Below are 16,293 nucleotides of genomic sequence, written 5' to 3'. Positions count from 1 at the left end.
GAGCCCTTCATCGTGGTCGGACTCAGCCGAGGGCTTCGAGCAGGTCGGCCACCAGGTCGTCACCGGACTCGATGCCCACCGACACGCGCACGAGGTCCGCCGGCACCTCCAGCATCGACCCGGCGGTCGAGGCGTGGGTCATCTTGCCGGGGTGCTCGATCAGCGACTCGACGCCGCCCAGCGACTCCGCCAGCGTGAAGAGCTTGGTGCGCGCGCAGACCTCCAGCGCCGCCTCCTCGCCACCCTCGACGAGGAACGACACCATGCCGCCGAACCGGCGCATCTGCTTGGCCGCCACCACGTGGCCGGGGTGCGACTCCAGGCCGGGATAGATGACCTTCTTGACGCGCGGGTGCCGCGTCAGGGCCTCCGCCACCAGCTCGGCGTTGTCGGAGTGCTTCTCCATGCGCAGCTCAAGGGTCTTGATGCCGCGCAAGGTCAGGTACGCGTCGAACGGTCCGGGCACCGCGCCCGCGCCGTTCTGCAGGAACCCGAACGCCGCGTCGATCTCCTCGTCCGAGGTGATCAGCGCACCGCCGACGACGTCGGAGTGGCCGCCGACGTACTTGGTCGTCGAGTGCAGCACCACGTCCGCGCCCAGCTCCAGCGGCGTCTGCAGCGCGGGCGAGGCGAACGTGTTGTCCACGACCAGCTTCGCGCCGGCCTCGTGGGCGACGGAGGCGATGGCCGCGATGTCGCCGATGTTCAGCAACGGGTTCGTCGGCGTCTCGATCCACACGAGCTTCGTGGCCGGGGTGATCGCGGCGCGGATCGCGTCGACGTCCGAGACCGGCGCCGGCGAGTGGGTGACACCCCACTTGGAGAAGACCTTGTCGATCAGCCGGAACGTGCCGCCGTACGCGTCGTTCGGGATGACGATGTGGTCGCCGGGCTTGAGGAACGTGCGCAACGCCGCGTCGGTCGCACCCATGCCGGAGGAGAACGCACGGCCGTAGCGGCCGCGTTCGAGCGACGCGAGGCACGTCTCCAGCGCGCGGCGGGTGGGGTTGCCGGTGCGCGAGTACTCGAAGCCCTCACGCAGCCCTCCGACGCCGTCCTGGGCGTACGTGGAGGTCGCGTAGATGGGCACGTTCACCGCACCCGTGGTCGGGTCCGGGTCCTGACCGGCGTGGATCGCCCTGGTCGCGAAGCCGTAGGGGGTGCTCATGTTCGAAGAGTACTCACCCATCTGGCGGTCGACGGGAGTAGTCCAAGCAGTGAACCGGCCACCGCGAACACCAGCGTGAACCACACGACGTCCTGCACGTGCAGGAACGCGAACGCCATCACCGGAACGACCGCGCCGAACGGGAACTCCTGCAGGATCGCGACCAGCACGATGCCCACCACCACGACCGCGCCCACGGGGAGGAGGAACCTGCCGAAGCCCACCCGCAGGCACAACAACAACCCGCCGCACAGCAGCAGCACGGCCGCGAGCGCCTGCAACGCGAGCAGGACCAGCGGGGTCACCGCGTCGATCAGCAGACCGAACGTCCCGCCGATCTGGACCAGCGCCCAGATCGTGCCGCCCAGGACGAAGAGACCGGCCAGCACTCCCGAGATACCGCCGATCACGCCCGTCGCGCCGCTCGGACGCGCCGGACCGGGCCTGCCACCAGGCCCCGGATGCGGGCCAGCCCCCGGCCACTGGGTGACCGGGGGCTGGTACGGCTGCTGAGGGTTCACCAACCCTGCTGCTGGCCGCCGTAGCCCTGCTGCGGCGGCTGGCCGTAGCCACCCGGCTGCTGCTGCGGGTACCCACCGGTGCCCGGCTGCTGCTGGAAGCCACCGGTGCCGGCGCCACCGCCGTACGGAGAGGCGGTCTCCGGGGCGTTGATCACGATGGACTTCATGATCTTGTCGGCCCAGGTCTGCTTCTTCGGCTCCCACAGCGGGGCGAAGTAACCCGCGTAGCACGGCAGACCGTCGATGACGTGGCACAGCTGGCGCACGAACGTCGTACCGCCGCCAAGAGGCTGCATGGTCTCCTCGGAGACCAGCTTGATCTTCGCGACCTTCTTTCCGATCGACTGACCGGTCTGGCCCTGCTTGATGATCGAGTTCCAGATCACGAAGCCGAGGTTCGCCAGCCAGATCGGGATGGCCAGCAGCGCGAGGCCGGGAGCGTCCGCGCCAACCGCGATGCCGACGACCACGTAGTAGAGGATCAGCGTCACGACGGTCGGGGCCGCGATGTCGATCAGGAAGCCGACGAAGCGCGAGCCCCACTCGGCGTAGCCGGTGGGAGGCGGCGGCGCCATGCCGTAGCCGGGCGCGCCGTAGCCGCCGGGCTGGCCGTACGCCTGCTGCTGCGGCTGGCCGTACGGGTTCGACTGCGGCGCACCGTACGGCTGCTGCGGCTGACCGTACGCCTGCTGCTGCGGCTGGCCGTACGGGTTGGACTGCGGAGCACCGTACGGCTGCTGCTGCGGCTGCCCGTACGGGTTCGACTGCGGCGCACCGTACGAGGGCGGCTGCTGGGCGGGGAAACCGCCAGAGCCGGGTCCCTGTGCCGGGAAGCCGCCCGAACCGTGGGCTGCCGCCGGCGGCACCTGGCCGGGGCTGACGACCTGGGTGGCGTCCGCGTTCTGCTGCGGTGCCGCGGGAGCCTGACCAGGCGAGACGACCTGCGTCGCGTCCGGGTTCGGGTTCGCCGCGGACGGCTGCCCACCCCCCGGGACGATCTGCGTGGCGTCCGCGTTGGGCTCCTGCGGCTGACCGCCGAACTGGTTTCCTGGCGGCTGCGGAGCGTTCATCCGGTTTCCAACCCCCTTGGCTGGGCCGTGTACGAGTAAGACTGATGATCTGGGGCGTCACGCTATCGGACGCACCCGGTTCTACGCTCAGCGACCAGCCAAGAACCCCAGAATGTCCTGTCGCGTGACTACGCCGGCGGGCTTGCCGTCCTCCAGGACGAGGGCCGCGTCGGCGTGCGAGAGGGCGTTCATCGCGATCCCGACCGGCTCGCCGGCGCCGAGCGTGGGCAGCGGCGGCGACATGTGCTTGTCCAGGCGGTCCGACAGCTGGGCCTTGCCGGTGAACAGGGCATCGAGCAGGTCGCGCTCGTTCACCGCGCCCGCGACCTCGGCGGCCATGACCGGCGGTTCGGCGTTGACGACCGGCATCTGCGACACGCCGAATTCGCGCAGGATCGCGACGGCGTCACCGACGGTCTCGTTCGGGTGAGCGTGCACGAGGTCGGGCAGCATGCCGCCCTTGCGGCGCAGCACGTCGCCGACGGTCGCGCCGGTCGAGTCCGGCGGGAGGAAGCCGTAGGAGGCCATCCACCGGTCGTTGAAGACCTTCGAGAGGTAGCCGCGGCCGCCGTCCGGGAGGATCACGACCACGACGGCGTCCTCGGGCAGGTCCTTGGCGATGCGCAGCGCCGCGGCGGCCGCCATGCCGCAGGAACCGCCGACGAGCAGGCCTTCCTCGCGGGCGAGGCGGCGGGTGATGTCGAACGAGTCCGCGTCGGAGACCTCGACGACCTGGTCGCAGATGGTCTTGTCGTACGCCTCCGGCCAGAAGTCCTCGCCGACACCCTCGACCAGGTACGGACGACCGGTGCCGCCCGAGTACACCGAGCCCTCGGGGTCCGCGCCGATGATCTTCACCGCGCCGTCCGAGACCTCCTTGAGGTAGCGGCCGGTGCCGGAGATCGTGCCGCCGGTGCCGACGCCCGCGACGAAGTGCGTGATCTTGCCCTCGGTCTGGCGCCAGATCTCGGGGCCGGTCTGGTGGTAGTGGCTCGCCGGGTTCTCCGGGTTGGAGTACTGGTCCGGCTTCCACGCGCCGGGGATCTCGCGGACCAGCCGGTCGGAGACGTTGTAGTACGAGTCGGGGTGCTCTGGCGCGACGGCGGTCGGGCAGACCACGACCTCGGCGCCGTAGGCCTTGAGGACGTTGCGCTTGTCCTCGCTGACCTTGTCCGGGCAGACGAAGACGCACTTGTAGCCCTTGCGCTGGGCGACCAGGGCGAGACCGACGCCGGTGTTGCCGGACGTGGGCTCGACGATCGTGCCGCCGGGCTGGAGCGCGCCGGACTTCTCTGCCGCCTCGACCATCCGCAGCGCGATGCGGTCCTTCACGCTGCCGCCGGGGTTCAGGTACTCGACCTTGGCCAGCACCGTGGCCTTGATTCCCGAGGTCAGGGAGTTGAGCTTGACCAGCGGCGTGTTGCCGACCAGATCGACGACGTGCTCGACGTACTCCACCGCGTAACTCCCCACTCCCACTCTTCGAGATAGCGAACGAAGCCTAGCTCTAGTGACTGCGGAGGTTAATTCGAACAGCGGTACCGACGATTCACTTTGAAAGGGGGTGTTGCGGATGATCGGACTGAGAACGCTGCGAGCGGTGGCGATGACCGCCGCGACGCTCGGCGGGCTCTCGGGCGCGCTCGTCGGGTTGCTGAACGAGCAGGGCAGACGCGCTCGCCTGGCCATCGGCGTGCTGGAGCACCTCTGGCCCGCCCCGGACGGCGTCTACCTGGACGACGGCGGCGATCCGCTGCGGCTGGCCGTGCTCGGCGACTCGATGGCGGTCGGCGTCGGTGTGACACATCCCTCGCAGATGCCGGGCGTGCTGCTGGCCCGGGCGCTGGCGGAGGAGGCGGCACGGCCGGTGCGGCTCTCGACGTACGCCGTCAGCGGCTCGACCACCCGCGACCTGGTGCGGCAGGTCGAAGCGGCCGTGCTGGACGAACCACAGGTGGCGCTGATCATCATCGGCGCGAACGACGTGACGTCGCGGCTCGGCGTGCGCGAGTCCGCTTCGCTGCTGGGTGAGCAGGTGCGGAAGCTGCGCGCGATCGGGTGCGGTGTCGTCGTGGGGACCTGTCCCGATCTGGGGACCGTGCGGCCGATCCCGCAGCCGTTGCGGATGGTCGGGCACCAGTACAGCGTGCGGCTCGCGGCGGCCCAGACGGCCGAGGTGTCGCGGTCGGGCGGTGTGCCGGTGTCGCTCGGGAACCTGCTCGCCCCGGAGTTCACCGCGCGGCACGTGGACATGTTCAGCTCCGACCGCTTCCATCCCAGCGCCGTCGGCTACGAGGCCGCGGCCGGCGTGCTGCTCGCGCCGTTGTGCCAGGTGGCGGGACTGTGGCCGGGCTGGGCCGGGTCGTCGTCACCGGTGCGTTCGGCGGCGGCGCTGGCGGTCAGGACGTCCCGCGTGCCCGCGTGGCTGCAAAGGCGGCACGCCTGAGTTTCGAAATCCCCGTCACGTGCGCTGGCCGGGGTGAGCGGGCGTTAACTACGCTCGACGGCAACCTTGACTCTCAACGAGGAGTTTCGTGATGCCTGAGGCCGTGATCGTCTCCGCTGCCCGTTCCCCCATCGGCCGCGCGGGCAAGGGCTCGCTGAAGGACGTGCGGCCAGACGACCTGGCGGCGCAGATGGTTCGTGCAGCGCTCGGCAAGGTCCCCCAGCTCGATCCCGCGCAGATCGACGACCTGATGCTCGGCTGCGGCCTGCCCGGCGGCGAGCAGGGCTTCAACATGGCGCGCGTGGTGTCCGTGCTGCTCGGCCAGGACAACCTGCCCGGCACCACCGTCACCCGGTACTGCGCCTCGTCGCTGCAGACCACGCGCATGGCCCTGCACGCCATCAAGGCGGGCGAGGGCGACGTGTTCATCTCGGCCGGCGTCGAGACCGTGTCGCGGTTCGCCAAGGGCAGCTCCGACTCGTGGCCCGACACCCACAACCCGCTGTTCGCCGACGCCGAGGCGCGCACGGCGTCCACCGCCACCACCGGCGCCTCGGAGTGGGTGGACCCGCGCACGCTGGACGTCGTGCCGGACGTCTACATCCCGATGGGCCAGACCGCCGAGAACCTGGCGCTGCTCAAGGGCGTGACGCGCCAGGAGATGGACGAGTTCGGCGTCCGCTCGCAGAACCTCGCCGAGAAGGCCATCGCCGACGGCTTCTGGGCCCGCGAGATCACCCCGGTGACGCTGCCCGACGGCACGGTCGTGTCGGCCGACGACGGCCCGCGCGCCGGCGTGACCTACGAGGCCGTCTCGCAGCTCAAGCCCGTCTTCCGCCCCGACGGCCGCATCAACGCCGGCAACTGCTGCCCGCTCAACGACGGCGCCGCGGCCCTGGTGATCATGTCCGACACGAAGGCGCGCGAGCTCGGCATCACCCCGCTGGCCCGGATCGTCTCCACCGGCGTCTCGGGCCTGTCGCCGGAGATCATGGGCCTCGGCCCGGTCGAGGCGTCGAAGCGCGCACTGGCCCTGGCCGGCCTGTCGATCTCCGACATCGACCTCGTGGAGATCAACGAGGCGTTCGCCGCCCAGGTGATTCCGTCCTACAAGGACCTCGGAATCGACATTGATCGTCTGAACGTGAACGGCGGCGCCATCGCCGTCGGCCACCCGTTCGGCATGACGGGTGCGCGAATCACCACGACCTTGATCAATTCTCTGCAGTTCCACGACAAGCAGTTCGGTCTCGAAACCATGTGCGTCGGCGGCGGCCAGGGCATGGCGATGGTGATCGAGCGCCTCAGCTGAGGTTTTTTCCTCAAGATCTGCAAATTGACGCTTGCAAGTAGCTCCGCTTCACCCGAACGGAGCTACTTGCGTGCGACCTTTCTGCCGATGAGGTATTTCGTCGCGCAACGGCGTCATCCGGCGAGGGGAAGTCCGTCCCTACCGATGAGCAAGGAGGGTCGGACATGCCGTACGTGTGGTGGCAAAGCGAATACGACCTGCAATGCCATGCCTTCTCCCTCGACCAGGCCAATGGCTCCCGGAGCTTTTACGAGGCCGTCTGCGAGCACTCGGTACCCGATGAACGGGTTTCGCGTGCTCAGGCGGGCGCCCTGTGCACGACCTGCCTGATCAAGGTGGGTACCGAACTGCCCGACGTGCGGTGGCGCGCCTAGTTCGCACGGTCCCGATAGAGCGCGGTGCGCGCTTCCTTCGTGTTGAGCGCCTTCAGCCCATGCACCGCGTACATGCGCAGTTCCTCGTTCGCCAGGTGCCGCACCAGGAGTGGCAGCGCTTTCGGATCACGCGCTTCCGCGATCAGCTCGAACAGCCACGCCCTCAGGCCGTGGTCCTGCTCCGCGTGAAACGCCTCGATCAACTCGTCGACGTGCTCGGCGGCGTGCGGCTTCAGCGCCCAGAAGCCGTCTTCCCGCAATTGCGGGTCGCGACGGCGCATCAACCGCATCGCCTCGGCGAATCGCTTGGTCATTTCCACCCCCTGCAAACGCCGGAGGGCGCCCCGCCGAAGCGAAGCGCCCTCCGAACCCACCTGCGGGACGTCAGTCCGAGTTGAAGTACGACAGCAGGCGCAGGATCTCGGTGTACAGCCACACCAGGGTGACCGTGAGACCGAACGCGATCTGCCACGCGTACTTGGCCGGCACGCCGGCCCGGATCGCCTGGTCGGCGGCGTCGAAGTCGATCAGGAAGCTGAACGCCGCGAGGCCGATGCAGACGAGGCTGAAGATGATCGCGAGCGCGCCACCCGAGCGGAGGCCGAGGCCCGCCGGCATGAAGAAGCTGGCGATCAGGTTGAACAGCATCAGGACGGCGACACCGATGATCGCGCCCGTGATCCACTTCGTGAACTTCGGCGTGACGCGGATCGCGCCGGTCTTGTAGACCACGAGCATGCCGGCGAACACGCCGATCGTGCCGATGATGGCCTGACCGATAACGACGACGCCCTGGCCCGGGTTGCCGGTCCAGCGGTCGATCATGGTGCCGATGATCCCGCTGAACGCGCCGAGGAACACACCTTCGACGGCGGCGTAGGCGATGACCAGCGGCGGGCTCGGGACTCGCTTGAACGAGATGATCAGGCCGAGCACCAGGCCGACGATCGCGGCCGGGAAGAGGAGCCCCCACCACTGCATGAGGTACGTGACGACGGCGGTGACGGCCACCACGGCCAGCGTGATGCCGGTCTTGGTGACGACGTCGTCGATCGTCATGGGCCGCTCGCTGGTCAGCGGCGGCGGAGCCTGCTGGTAGCCGGCCTGTTCAGGCTGGCCGAAGCCTGCGTAGCCTCCGTACCCGCCGCCTGTCGGCAGGTTACGGAAAGCCGGGTTGCTGCTGGAGCGCACCTGGTCCTCCTGGGGCGTTGCTTTACGCCGTCACGGGTACAACGAGCACGCTCGGTGCCAGGTTCCCCGTCGGTAAAGACGACTTTACCCCCGACGACGATCACACGTGCGCAAATACTGCGCTAACTCCGGAGCGTAGTGAAGTTACGGCGTGTCGCGGCGTGTCCTACACAAAGTGCGTAAGGCCGGTCACATTCCGATCACGTTCACACGGAAAGTAGCGACACACTTCCTCCCTGTGGCGGCTTGTCCCCGATGTGGGGGACCGACAAGCTCGCACGCGGGATTAACACAGGTCAGAGGGGATCAAGATCCAAATGGGCTGGAAACGTCTGGCCGCCGTGGCGATGGTCTCAGGGCTCGCGCTCCTGACCGTTCCCGCGACGGCGTCAGCGGTCGGCGTCAAGGGCATCGGTCACAACGCGTCAGGGCTCCAGCCCAACGCCACTCCAGGTAGCGAGTGGCACGGGTCATACGTCTGGCAGGAGAAGCACGTGTGGTGCGTGCAGTACGCACTGCCCGCGCCGGACAGCAACGTCGGTTACAAGGAAGGCGACGCGCTGCTCACCAAGGCGGGCAAGGCGCTCGCCCCGGACATCGCGGCGAACATCTCCTACCTCCTCCTCCGCTACTCCACGACGAAGTCGCCGGACGAGGCCGCCGCTCTCGCGCACCTCCTGCACAGCTGGACGTCCGCTCCGGACGGTGCCGTGCGCCTCGACACCACCGACCCGAAGTTCCTCGCCTACGACGCGCCGTTCTACGCCGCGCGGCTGCCGCAGTCCGTCATGGACGCCGTCGCGCGCATGAAGGCCGACGCCGAGGCCAACCGCGGCCCGTGGACGCTCAGCGCCACCGCGCCGAAGGAACCTCTGATCATCGGCGCCGACTCGAACTGGACCGTCGCGCTGACCAAGGCCAACGGCAAGGGCGTGCCGAACGCGCCGATCGCGTACAAGCTCACCGACGCGAAGCTCTTCGACGGCAGCGTCGAGGGCACGGTCACGACGGGCCCCGACGGCGGCCCGGCCGCCATCAAGATCATCCCCACCGGTCCCAAGCCCTCGATCGCGGTCACCGCGGACTCCCCCGCCGACCGGCCGGTCGTGCACCAGCCGATCCAGACGGACAACATGCAGCGCATGGTCACGACCGGTGGTGAGAAGAAGCTCAACGCCGAGGCCAACGGCCAGGCCAAGACCGCGCCCGGCGCCGTGAAGATCACGAAGATCGACTCGGAGACCAAGAAGGCCATCTCCGGCGTCGCCCTGCGCGTGACGGCCAAGGACCAGACGAGCCCCGCGCTCAAGCAGGACGACTCGCCGCTGGTCGGCACGGACGGCAAGCCGCTCGTGCTGCAGACCGGTTCCGACGGCACGGTGACCGTTCCCGACCTGCGCACCCCGCAGGAGATCTGCCTGGTCGAGGCGGCCGCGCCGAAGGGGTACGAGGAGTACTACGACCCGAAGGCGCCACCGGCCGCGTGCGGCACGCTCGCCGCGGGCCAGACGCTCGCGCTGGAGCTCGTGAACAAGCCCAACAAGCCCGTCGTGCCGAGCACGATTCCCGCGGGTGCGGACGGCCAGACACCGGTCGCGACCGCGTCGTTCGACACGCAGCTGCGTCCCGGTCTGATGCTCGTGGTGGGTGGCCTGGTGCTGCTCGGCGCGGCGCTGGCAGGCTTCCTGGTGTGGCGCAGGCAGTGAGTCCCAAGGCGTTTCTGACCGGCGTGCTGGTGGCAGGCGTCGCCGCCACCAGCGTGCTGGTCACCAACACCGACACCGAGATCCTCAAAGGACGAGCGATCGCGGACGAGATTCCCGTGGTCGGACCGGGCCCGGTGGCGGACAGCCTCAGCACCGGTCGCGGCGCCGACCTGACCGGCCTGGCCGGCGGGGCGAACACGGCCAACGCCAAGCCGGCCGACCCGCCGGCGCAGGCGCCCGCGCCGCCCAAGACGGGTCCCGGCTCGGTCCGGCTGCCCGCGGGCGGTTCGGCCACGCTGGTGCGCAAGGAGGTCAAGAACGGCGTGCTGCCCGTACCCGACGGCATCGGCGAGGCGACCTGGTGGGGCACGGACATCGCCGGCGCGGAAGGCGCGACGGTGCTCGCCGGCCACGTCGACTGGAAGGGCGCGAAGGGCCCGTTCGCGGAGCTGTGGCAGGCGCAGAACGGCCGCGAGGTCGTGATCTCCGACAGCGCGGGCAAGGAGTTCAAGTTCCGCATCAAGCAGATTGAGACGGTCCGCAAGGAGGAGCTCCCGGCCCGCGCCGTCGAGTTCTTCGGCCCGCGCGGCCCGCACCGGTTGGTGCTGGTCACCTGCGGCGGCACGTGGATCGGCGGACAGCAGGGGTACGAGGCGAACCGAGTGGTGATCGCCGAACCCGTTGCGTGACCAATTGCTTCCTCCGCGCAACCCGTTCGGGTGACCATTCGTCTCCTTAAGTGTGAAACGGTGGGGATGGTTGACCACGGGCCTGGCACTGGGGCTGGTTCTTGCGATGGTGATGACCCTCGGGTCGCGCAAGGAGCCGGAGAACCAGGCGGAGTCCGGTCCGTTGCCGATGGCACCGCGGCTGCCCGCCCCCAAGGACGCCGGACCGACGCCGACGGTGCCCGCTCCCACCCCCGAGCAGATCCAGAAGCAGCCGTGGATGCACAAGCTCGCACCGGGTGAGAAGCCGCCGCAGTTCGTGCTGTTCTCCTTCGACGGCGCGGTGTCCAAGCAGCACTGGGACAAGGTCCTGCCGATCGCCAAGGCCAAGAACGCCCACGTCACCGGTCTTCTGTCGGGCGTGTACATGTTGTCCGACCAGGACAAGATGCAGTACCAGCCGCCGGCGGGGCTCAAGCGCGGCGTCTCCGACATCTCGTTCGGCGGCAGCAGGCAGGACATCGCGGCACGCATCGGCTACCTGAACCAGGTGATCGACGACGGCCACGAGATCGGCACGCACTACAACGGCCACTTCTGCTCCGGCGGCACGCAGCCGTCGGTGGACAAGTGGGACAACAAGGCGTGGAACGAGGAACTGGCCCAGTTCAAGCAGATCGTCGACAAGGCGCGGGCGGCCGGGTTCAAGCTGCCCGACGGCGCTGTCCGGGGTGGACGGACGCCGTGCCTGGAAGGCAACTGGGACCAGGCCTTCCCCGCGATGGCCGCGAACGGTCTGGTCTACGACACCAGCAAGGTCGCGCTCGGCGTGCAGTGGCCGTCCGTCCAAAACGGACTGTACGAGTTCCCGATGCCCGAGGTGCGGGTGCCGGCGCTCGGCAAGCAGGTCGTGATGATGGACTTCAACCTCTGGTACTCGCTCAACCAGGCGAAGGACGAACCGGGACGCGCGCCGGAGTTCACCCAGATCGTCTTCGACACGTACAAGTCGGTGCACCAGGCCGCGCTGAACGGCAACCGCGCGCCGATCGTGGTCGGCAATCACTTCAACGAGTGGAACGGGTCGGCGTTCTCGAACGCCATGGAGCAGTTCCTCGAGTACGTGTGCGACAAGCCGGAAACGGTGTGCGCCACCTACACCGAGGTGATCCAGTGGATGCAGCTGCAGGATCCGGCGGTGCTGGACCAGCTCCGCCGGATGCCCGCAGCTCGTAACTAACCCTCACCCATCCGTGTCTGCTGACGGCACGCGGGGACCCCACGTACCGTTGTGGAGTACGCGAGGTCCCCGCGTGCCGTTCAGGAAGCACTCGGATGGGTGACGGTCAGCCGTCGGTGGAGATGATCCGGTCGTCGTTCGAGCTCGGTGAACCGTTGTTGTCCTGGTTGGACGTGCCGAGCCACAACGTGCCGTCCGGCGCGGGAGCCACCGCGCGCACACGGCCGTAGCTCGTGAACACCGACTGCGGGGTGCCGAGCGAGGTGCCGTTCACCGGGATCTTCCAGACGCGCTTGCCGGTGACCGCGCCGACGTACAGGGCGTTCTTGTAGAACGCGATGCCGGACGGGCCTGCCTGGCTGGTGCTCCAGGTCTTGACCGGGTTGGTCATGCCGGCGGTGCTGCAGTTGCCTTCACAGGTCGGCCAGCCGTAGTTCTTGCCGGCTTCGATGCGGTTGATCTCGTCGGTCTTGCTGTTGCCGAACTCGGTGGCGTACGCGGTGTTGCCGACCCACGTGATGCCCTGGACGTTGCGGTGGCCGATCGAGTACACGACGCTGCCGGCGCGAGGGTTGCCGGCAGCGGCCTTGCCCGCGGTGTCGAAGCGCAGCACCTTGCCGCCCAACGAGTTCCAGTTCTGCGCGTTGGCGGTGTTCTGGCCGTCGCCCGTGGTGGCCCACAGGAAGCCGTCCGGACCCCACTCGAGTCCGCCGCCGTTGTGGTAGCGGTTCTTGGGGATCCCGGTGACGATCGGCTGCGGGGTGCCGCCGAGCTGGAGCTTGGCGATCCGGTTGTCGCTCGCCGTCGAGTAGTAGATGAAGACGGAGTTGTCCGTGGCGAAGGTCTTCGACACGGCGAGGCCCAGCAGGCCTCCTTCACCACCGGTCGTCTGGGCCTGCTCGACCGTGTCCAGCTCGGTCACGGTCGTGCCCTTGATCTTCTTGATCTTGCGGGTGTCCCGTTCGGTGAAGATTCCGCTGCCGTCCGGCAGGAACTCGATGTCCCACGGGATGTCCAGCTTCGTGGCGAGGGTCCGCTCGGCGAGTGCCGAGGGATCACCCTGAGCCGAGGCCGGCACGACGCAGAGGGTTGCGACTGCGGCAGTGCAGGCTGCCGCGGCTGCGATGCGACGAGCACGCATGTGTGCTCTCCTTTGGTCCGCTCGTGAGTGTCTGCGGCGGCGTTGCAGGGCGTGCCCACCCAAGCACACATCGTGCACACAGGCAAAGGTCCTCCGATGTGTCGCGACGGATGAACGGCGCACTCGTACGCCTGAGGTGTACGACTGCGCCGTTCATCGGTTTGACACGTCTGCGGATCGAGGCGCTCATCCGATGACTTCAGGGAACTTTCTGTACGGTCTGGACCTCGGTGGTGCGGAGGACATACCGTGTGGTTCGCCGCCGCACCCACGGAAAAGTGCCACGCCTGCCCACTTCGGGCTCGCTGGCCGGAGACCCGAGGAGTTGCGCCATGAACGTTGCAGTCCCCACCACCGAGACGAAGCTTCCCGAGGTCAAGCGCGAGTGGGTGAAGCCCGACTTCCGCGACTTCGAGACGCCGATGGAGGTCACGGCCTACGCGGCCCGCAGCTGACGTTGCTCCGCGCCGGGGTTCCCACCTCCTGCCGGGAGCCCCGGTTCCTCCTGGTGAACCGAGGAGTTTTGCGTCCATGACTGCCGTTGCCCCCGCGGAGTTCGTCGCCGAGCTGCGCGCCCTCGCACCCCGGTACTGGGACAGCCACCCGTTCCACCTGCGCATGCACGCCGGCCAGCTGAGCAAGCACGAGCTGCAGGCGTGGGCCGCGAACCGCTGGTACTACCAGCGCTGCATCGCGCAGAAGGACGCCGCGATCCTCTCCAACTGCCCGTCGCCGGAAATCCGGCGGCAGTGGCGCGAGCGGATCATCTGGCACGACGGCACCCAACCGGGAGAGGGTGGCGCCGAGAACTGGATCCGGCTCGCGGAAGCCGTTGGGCTGACGAGGGAAGAGGTGCTCGACGAACGCCACGTGCTGCCCGGCACGAGGTTCGCCGTCGACGCCTACGTGAACTTCGCGCGCACCAAGCCGTGGGTCGAGGCGATCGCCTCCGGGCTCACCGAGATGTTCTCGGGTGCGTTGATGCGCAGGCGTCTGGCGGCGCTGCGGGAGCAGTACCCGTGGATCGCCGAGGAGGGCTTCGCCTACTTCACCAACCGCATCGAGGCGGTCGCCGGGGAGGGACGGGCCACTCTGGACATCGTGGTCGAGCACTCACGGACCAGGGAGCAACAGCTCGCGGCCATCGCCGCGTTGTCGTTCAAATGCGACGTCTTACGCGCTGTGCTGGACGCCGTCGACTACTACTCGGGCAAGGGAAAGCCGTGATCTCGGCCGTCGCGCTGGACGCCGTGCCGCGCATCCGGCGCGGGGTGAAGTGCACGTACGACCAGATCCGCTCCGCGCACGTCGTCCTGTTCCCGGAGGGTGTGCTGGTGCTGAACGAGACCGCTGCTTCCGTTGTGTCACTTTGTGATGGCGTGCGTTCCGTCGGGGACATCGCTCTCGTCCTGGGTGACGAGTACGACGGTGTCGAACCCGCGGACATCGCCTCGCTGGTCGCTCGCCTGGTCGAGCGGAGGGTGGTGGACGTCGATGGCTGAGGCTCCTTTCGGACTGCTGGCCGAGCTGACGCACCGGTGCCCGTTGCAGTGCGGCTACTGCTCGAACCCCGTCGAGCTGGTGCGGCGCGACGCGGAGCTCTCGACCGAGGACTGGCGGCGCGTGTTCGACCAGGCCCGGTCGCTCGGCGCGTTGCAGATCCACCTGTCCGGCGGCGAACCGTTGCTGCGGCCCGACCTGCCCGAGCTGGTGACGCACGCGAACAGCCTCGGCTGCTACGTCAACCTGGTCACGTCCGGAGTGGGCCTGTCCCGGGAAAGGTTGCGGGACCTGGCTGCGCGCGGCGTCGACCACGTGCAGCTCTCGTTGCAGGACGCGACCCGCGAGGGCAACGACCGGATCGCGGGCATCAAGGCGTTCGACCGCAAGGTGCAGGCCGCCGCCTTCGTTCGTGACGAGGACCTGCCGCTGACGGTCAACACCGTGCTGCACCGGCAGAACCTCGACAACGTCGCCGGCATCATCGCGATGGCGGAGGAGATGGGCGCCGAGCGCCTGGAGCTCGCCAACACCCAGTACTACGGCTGGGCGCTGCGCAACCGGGCCGTTCTCCTGCCGACACGCGACCAGCTCGCCGCCGCGGACCCGGTCGTCGCCGCCGCGCAGGAACGGCTGCGCGGGCGAATGGAGATCGTCTACGTCATCGCGGACTACCACGAGGCCCACCCGAAACCGTGCATGTACGGGTGGGGAGCCCGGCAGCTGACGGTCGCGCCGAACGGTGACGTCCTCCCCTGCCCCGCCGCCACGGTGATCTCGACGCTGAAGATCGAGAACGTGCGGGAGAAGTCCTTGCACGACATCTGGCACGACTCGCCGTCGTTCAACGCCTTCCGCGGCTTCGAGTGGATGCGGTACCCGTGCCGCTCGTGCCCGCGCAAGGAGATCGACTTCGGCGGCTGCCGCTGCCAGGCCTTCCAGCTCACGGGCGATGCCGCCGCGACCGACCCGGTCTGTTCGCTGTCCCCCGCGCGGTCCACTGTGGACCTGATCCTGGAGACCGAGATGGCACCGCCCGAGGTTCCCGCGATGGCCATGAGGAAGATGCCGTGAGAGCCGTCCTGCTCGGCACCACGGCAGGCGGTGGCTTCCCCCAGTGGAACTGCGCCTGCGCCCTGTGCGTGCGCGCCCGGTCGGGCTCGCTGCCGTCGCGGTCGCAGGACTGCCTCGCGATCAGCGGCAACGGCACGGACTGGTGGCTGGTCAACGCCTCACCGGACATCCGCACCCAGATCGCCGCGTGTTCTTTCCTGAACCCCGGTCCCGGACCGCGCGACACCCCGGTGCGCGGGGCGTTGTTCACCGACGCCGAGCTGGACCACACGCTGGGTCTGCTGACGTTGCGCGGCGGGACGGGGCTGACGGTGTGGGCGCCCGGTACGGTCCTGCACGCGTTGCGGGACCAGTTCGACCTGCGCACGGTGATCGACGGCTACGCACCGGTGGCGTGGCGCGAGGTGGACGCGGATCAGTTCGACCTCGGCGGGTTGCTCGTCACGGCGATCCCGATCAGCGGCAAGCGCCCGAAGTACGCCCGCTCGTCCACTGTGGACAGCCGCTGGGTGGTGGCGTACAGGTTCGAGGACCCGGTTTCGGGAGGTGTGCTGGTCTACGCGCCCTGTCTGGCGTCGTGGCCGGAAGGCTTCGACGAGGTGGTGGCGCAGGCCGGCTGCGTGCTGCTCGACGGCACGTTCTACGCGGCCTCGGAGATGGGCTCGGCGACCGGCAGCTCGTCCGGCCAGGCCGCGATGGGGCACCTGCCGATCACGGCCAGTCTGCCGGAGCTGCGGCGGTTTCCGGAGGTGCGGCGGATCTACACGCACCTCAACAACACCAACCCGGTGCTGGATCCGTCGTCGCCGGAGTCGTTCAAGCTGCGGGAGGCAGGCGTCGAGGTTCCGCTCGACGGCACGGTGATCGAGCTGTAGATCCGCC

The 16,293-nt window shown here is 68.8% G+C and carries 18 protein-coding genes; 11 read left to right on the top strand and 7 right to left on the bottom strand.

Features of this window, described 5'->3' with window-relative positions; genetic code table 11:
* Positions 1 to 22: 22 nt before the first annotated feature.
* The 4 genes from AOM45_RS26780 to AOM45_RS26765 form a co-directional block, all read right to left on the bottom strand.
* Positions 23 to 1,168, bottom strand: a complete 1,146-nt coding sequence (locus AOM45_RS26780) for a cystathionine gamma-synthase (protein WP_201780073.1) — start codon at positions 1,166 to 1,168, stop codon at positions 23 to 25.
* Positions 1,165 to 1,689, bottom strand: a complete 525-nt coding sequence (locus tag AOM45_RS26775) for a hypothetical protein (RefSeq protein ID WP_156093810.1) — start codon at positions 1,687 to 1,689, stop codon at positions 1,165 to 1,167. Before AOM45_RS26775 ends, AOM45_RS26780 begins: the two co-directional genes overlap by 4 nt.
* Complete coding sequence (locus AOM45_RS53560; protein ID WP_051783326.1) at positions 1,686 to 2,759, bottom strand: RDD family protein; 1,074 nt, start codon at positions 2,757 to 2,759, stop codon at positions 1,686 to 1,688. The genes AOM45_RS26775 and AOM45_RS53560 overlap by 4 nt, the downstream gene beginning before the upstream one ends.
* Positions 2,760 to 2,846: 87 nt before the next feature.
* Entirely contained in the window at positions 2,847 to 4,217 is a 1,371-nt protein-coding gene (locus AOM45_RS26765; protein ID WP_030467540.1) for a cystathionine beta-synthase, read from the bottom strand.
* Positions 4,218 to 4,332: 115 nt separating this feature from the next.
* On the opposite strand from AOM45_RS26765, the gene AOM45_RS26760 reads away from it, so the two are divergent.
* The 3 genes from AOM45_RS26760 (at position 4,333) to AOM45_RS26750 (ending at position 6,891) form a co-directional block, all read left to right on the top strand.
* Positions 4,333 to 5,205 (top strand): SGNH/GDSL hydrolase family protein, encoded by an 873-nt coding sequence (locus AOM45_RS26760; protein WP_030467541.1) that lies wholly within the window; start codon positions 4,333 to 4,335, stop codon positions 5,203 to 5,205.
* A 91-nt stretch (positions 5,206 to 5,296) separates the two neighbouring features.
* Entirely contained in the window at positions 5,297 to 6,517 is a 1,221-nt protein-coding gene (locus AOM45_RS26755; RefSeq protein WP_030467542.1) for an acetyl-CoA C-acetyltransferase, read from the top strand.
* 164 nt (positions 6,518 to 6,681) lie between these two features.
* A complete protein-coding gene (locus AOM45_RS26750; protein WP_030467543.1) occupies positions 6,682 to 6,891 on the top strand; it encodes a hypothetical protein in 210 nt (69 codons plus the stop codon).
* Here the strand turns inward: AOM45_RS26750 and AOM45_RS26745 are convergent.
* Both AOM45_RS26745 and AOM45_RS26740 read right to left on the bottom strand, forming a co-directional pair.
* The gene (locus tag AOM45_RS26745) at positions 6,888 to 7,205 is read right to left on the bottom strand and encodes a HEAT repeat domain-containing protein (protein ID WP_030467544.1); all 318 of its coding nucleotides are present in this window, start codon (positions 7,203 to 7,205) and stop codon (positions 6,888 to 6,890) included. The two genes, AOM45_RS26750 and AOM45_RS26745, sit on opposite strands and share 4 nt — an antisense overlap.
* A 70-nt stretch (positions 7,206 to 7,275) precedes the next feature.
* Positions 7,276 to 8,082 carry a Bax inhibitor-1/YccA family protein gene (locus AOM45_RS26740; RefSeq protein WP_030467545.1) on the bottom strand — a complete coding sequence of 269 codons (807 nt, stop codon included), beginning with the start codon at positions 8,080 to 8,082 and terminating at the stop codon, positions 7,276 to 7,278.
* A 317-nt stretch (positions 8,083 to 8,399) separates the two neighbouring features.
* On the opposite strand from AOM45_RS26740, the gene AOM45_RS26735 reads away from it, so the two are divergent.
* The 3 genes from AOM45_RS26735 to AOM45_RS26725 all read left to right on the top strand — a co-directional run bounded on the left by AOM45_RS26735 (position 8,400) and on the right by AOM45_RS26725 (position 11,696).
* Positions 8,400 to 9,788, top strand: a complete 1,389-nt coding sequence (locus AOM45_RS26735; RefSeq protein WP_030467546.1) for an MSCRAMM family protein — start codon at positions 8,400 to 8,402, stop codon at positions 9,786 to 9,788.
* Entirely contained in the window at positions 9,773 to 10,477 is a 705-nt protein-coding gene (locus AOM45_RS26730; RefSeq protein WP_236703836.1) for a class F sortase, read from the top strand. The genes AOM45_RS26735 and AOM45_RS26730 overlap by 16 nt, the downstream gene beginning before the upstream one ends.
* Positions 10,478 to 10,547: 70 nt before the next feature.
* Positions 10,548 to 11,696, top strand: a complete 1,149-nt coding sequence (locus tag AOM45_RS26725; RefSeq protein WP_236703835.1) for a polysaccharide deacetylase family protein — start codon at positions 10,548 to 10,550, stop codon at positions 11,694 to 11,696.
* A 106-nt stretch (positions 11,697 to 11,802) separates the two neighbouring features.
* On the opposite strand, the gene AOM45_RS26720 is transcribed toward AOM45_RS26725, so the two are convergent.
* Positions 11,803 to 12,837, bottom strand: a complete 1,035-nt coding sequence (locus tag AOM45_RS26720) for a PQQ-dependent sugar dehydrogenase (RefSeq protein ID WP_030467549.1) — start codon at positions 12,835 to 12,837, stop codon at positions 11,803 to 11,805.
* A gap of 332 nt (positions 12,838 to 13,169) precedes the next feature.
* Between AOM45_RS26720 and pqqA the strand changes: the two genes are divergently transcribed.
* From pqqA to pqqB, 5 genes are all read left to right on the top strand, one after another.
* Complete coding sequence (gene pqqA / locus AOM45_RS48925; protein WP_063757028.1) at positions 13,170 to 13,292, top strand: pyrroloquinoline quinone precursor peptide PqqA; 123 nt, start codon at positions 13,170 to 13,172, stop codon at positions 13,290 to 13,292.
* 76 nt (positions 13,293 to 13,368) lie between these two features.
* Positions 13,369 to 14,064, top strand: a complete 696-nt coding sequence (pqqC, locus tag AOM45_RS26715) for a pyrroloquinoline-quinone synthase PqqC (RefSeq protein ID WP_030467550.1) — start codon at positions 13,369 to 13,371, stop codon at positions 14,062 to 14,064.
* The gene (gene pqqD / locus AOM45_RS26710; RefSeq protein WP_308202604.1) at positions 14,061 to 14,339 is read left to right on the top strand and encodes a pyrroloquinoline quinone biosynthesis peptide chaperone PqqD; all 279 of its coding nucleotides are present in this window, start codon (positions 14,061 to 14,063) and stop codon (positions 14,337 to 14,339) included. The genes pqqC and pqqD overlap by 4 nt, the downstream gene beginning before the upstream one ends.
* Positions 14,332 to 15,411: a pyrroloquinoline quinone biosynthesis protein PqqE gene (gene pqqE, locus AOM45_RS26705; RefSeq protein ID WP_030467552.1), complete on the top strand. Its 1,080-nt coding sequence runs from the start codon at positions 14,332 to 14,334 to the stop codon at positions 15,409 to 15,411. The genes pqqD and pqqE overlap by 8 nt, the downstream gene beginning before the upstream one ends.
* Positions 15,408 to 16,286, top strand: coding sequence for a pyrroloquinoline quinone biosynthesis protein PqqB (pqqB, locus tag AOM45_RS26700; protein ID WP_030467553.1), 879 nt, complete (start codon positions 15,408 to 15,410; stop codon positions 16,284 to 16,286). Before pqqE ends, pqqB begins: the two co-directional genes overlap by 4 nt.
* The last annotated feature ends 7 nt before the right edge of the window (positions 16,287 to 16,293 follow it).

Origin of the sequence: Lentzea aerocolonigenes (assembly GCF_000974445.1) — a bacterium.
Classification (GTDB): Bacteria; Actinomycetota; Actinomycetes; order Mycobacteriales; family Pseudonocardiaceae; genus Lentzea; species Lentzea aerocolonigenes.
The sequence above is the reverse complement of the archived record's forward strand: the minus strand, read 5'-3'. Positions and strand labels throughout refer to the sequence as shown.